Genomic DNA, 2,386 nt, shown 5'->3' with positions numbered 1-2,386 from the left:
AAAGAGACCTACGAGATCTTTTGTAACCTGGTTATATTTCTGCGTTTGGTCTTCGAACACCACGGAAAACCCATGCTTCTCGTCGAGAATCTTACATAACTGCATAAGTTCTTGAAGATTCATTTTTTACTCCAGACAAAGACATAGCCAACAATAATCAACTGAGACACAAGATTAATTACTATAGCAGTGACCGCATCAAAAGGCTTCAATGGACTCAGTGAAAACGCCAGCACAAAAGTATTGATTATCAAAAGAGCTAAGAGCGCTATGCTAATGTTACGCTGCCTACCCATTAAGGACACAATGACTTGAGAAACATCTTTCGGTAGAACCTTGTATGCCTCATTCAGCTCTGTATCAATACGAGGATCGTGAACTACGTCCCCATGCACCTTCTGAAGGGTAGTATCTATAGGCCAAATATTACTCTTAAACCCATGCTGCCCATCATAAGGCTTAGTTGTATCACTGGACAAAAGAGTAAAATCTATTTTTGCGATAGCTTTTCCTTGGTCAATCTTTATATACTTATCGCTGAAATTTTGCGTAACTATCCCTAGTTGACCTTTAAAACCAGGATCGGCCTGCGTACAAACAGCACTGAGCCCAACACTGAACAATGACCCCTTACTTACAACCCGAGCCAAGATATTATTGGGTATGTCTAGCTCCTCCTTTGTAAGAATAACCACCCTATGCCAAGGCTTTATTATTATAGATTCTCCCCGACGCAGATCCACCCGAAGGTTATTCTCTGTCAGATCAAAATATGTTTTTCCTGCCGACAACTCATAACAAGCTGCTCCAATACACTTAGAATCGCTCTCCTTTATTAGCTTTCCACTGCCCAAGTATTCTGCTATTTCTATATTTGACAATACACTCATATCAATCTTCAGATATCACAGTTAAAATTTCTCGCTCTATTGCTGCTATAGGACGAATCGCTGAACTGGGAATATCTAGCAGCCTCCCACACTCTTCAAGATTCAACTTGAGCCTATCCCTGAGACTTGGCAATCCAAGTTCTGATGGTTCAATCTTTGTGTAACCCAAACAGGCTATTATCAGCCTCAAGGCCTGCGCACCATCCAGTGTAGAAATTTCAAATCTTATATTTGATTCTGGCTTTTCAGATATTTCTCTAATTCTATCCAACAGATGGATATTCTCATCCGCCCAAATGCTTGCTTCTTCACAAAAATCCTTTGGGTTTGAGTAGAGAATATTCGGTATGAAAGTCATAATATTTTTTCACCTGCTCATAATGTTTAGAACGGTCTTTAATATTTCATCATGTATCTCGCGCACTGACTTCGTAGCCGGCACTTGAATGATAGATCCAGCATAGCTTTCTATTGCTCTAGAGTAGTTTTTTTTCGCTTGCTTTAGCTTTTCTTCATTCTCGTATGTATCCTTAAATTTCCTATTTTCCATTCTCTTGATGGACTCTTCTGTAGGATTATCCAAGTAAATTATTAGGTCTGGCTGTGGAAAATCCTTGTTCAGCCCACGGATAAAATCAAAGTCGCTGTCTGACGTACAGTGATAGGCGTAGGACGAAAATATATATCGCGTGCACACGACAGTTACGCCTTTCTCTAACAACCCATATACGCCGTCAACTTCGTTATATAGGTGGTCGTGCCTATCCGCAGCAAACAAGTAAGCCATTTGCTCGTCAAATAAATCGCCACCTGCCTTGTGTGGATTTATTCCATGTGGAGACTTCACTCTCCCTTTGAAAATTTGCCTTATAAGGTTGCCAACCGGTCCGTCTGATGGCTCACATGTAGCGGCGCACTTAATATTTTTGTTTTGGAGAGCGCTCAATAAAAGCGCAGACTGGGTGGACGTCCCAGATCCGTCAATACCCTCAAATACAATAAATTTTCCTTTCATATACTAACCCTACTAATATTTTGTCGTTTACTTGATGAGCTTCTTAAATATGCATATATGAGGTCGATTTTTTTCTCAGCCTGAATGGGATTATATAACGGAGGGGGCTCTACGGAAAGGGGACTGAGGATTAAACGAAATATCTGATAGGTTCTGGCTGGTAGCTGCTGACCCAAGGGCCAGGGCAAGGGCAAGGGCAAGGGTCAATGTGGAGATTGTGTACCGTGAATGTCTCATTCCGCCTTCCATAAAGCTTGATCCCGCCTTCAGGTACCGCCGAGAATCGAGGTCAATGATAGCTGAATGATGCAAAAGAGGGGGCGCAATCCACATACCGTTTTGATATGAGTCAATAACTTGAAAACACAAACATCTCATCAAAAATCGACCAAGCTATACTTTCAGTAAACACATATAATATAGCGTCATTAGACTATTACTTACCGCCTCAAAAATTTATTACACTTACCAACCAACCAAC

Annotated in this window: 3 protein-coding genes; all 3 read right to left on the bottom strand. The window is 41.1% G+C overall.

The genetic code is table 11. The features are described from left to right. Positions 1-119: 119 nt before the first annotated feature. The 3 genes from F8N43_RS29140 to tmk are packed head-to-tail and all read right to left on the bottom strand — an operon-like array spanning position 120 to position 1,905. Positions 120-890, bottom strand: a complete 771-nt coding sequence (locus tag F8N43_RS29140; RefSeq protein WP_150654712.1) for a dCTP deaminase domain-containing protein — start codon at positions 888-890, stop codon at positions 120-122. Between the two features lies 1 nt (position 891). Next, on the bottom strand, positions 892-1,248 hold the full coding sequence (locus F8N43_RS29135) for a hypothetical protein (protein ID WP_150654711.1): 357 nt from the start codon (positions 1,246-1,248) through the stop codon (positions 892-894). Between the two features lie 9 nt (positions 1,249-1,257). Further along, positions 1,258-1,905, bottom strand: a complete 648-nt coding sequence (tmk, locus tag F8N43_RS29130; protein WP_150654710.1) for a dTMP kinase — start codon at positions 1,903-1,905, stop codon at positions 1,258-1,260. Positions 1,906-2,386 lie beyond the last annotated feature (481 nt).

The organism is Pseudomonas fluorescens (assembly GCF_902498065.1).
Lineage (GTDB): Bacteria > Pseudomonadota > Gammaproteobacteria > Pseudomonadales > Pseudomonadaceae > Aquipseudomonas > Aquipseudomonas fluorescens_BJ.
Note: the sequence above shows the minus strand (reverse complement) of the source record. Positions and strands in the feature narration are given on the sequence as shown.

Excerpts from the sequence above, each read along its gene's own strand:
- tmk (WP_150654710.1), bottom strand. The coding sequence starts at position 1,905 with ATGAAAGGAAAATTTATTGTATTTGAGGGTATTGACGGATCTGGGACG.
- F8N43_RS29140 (WP_150654712.1), bottom strand. The coding sequence starts at position 890 with ATGAGTGTATTGTCAAATATAGAAATAGCAGAATACTTGGGCAGTGGA.
- F8N43_RS29135 (WP_150654711.1), bottom strand. The coding sequence starts at position 1,248 with ATGACTTTCATACCGAATATTCTCTACTCAAACCCAAAGGATTTTTGT.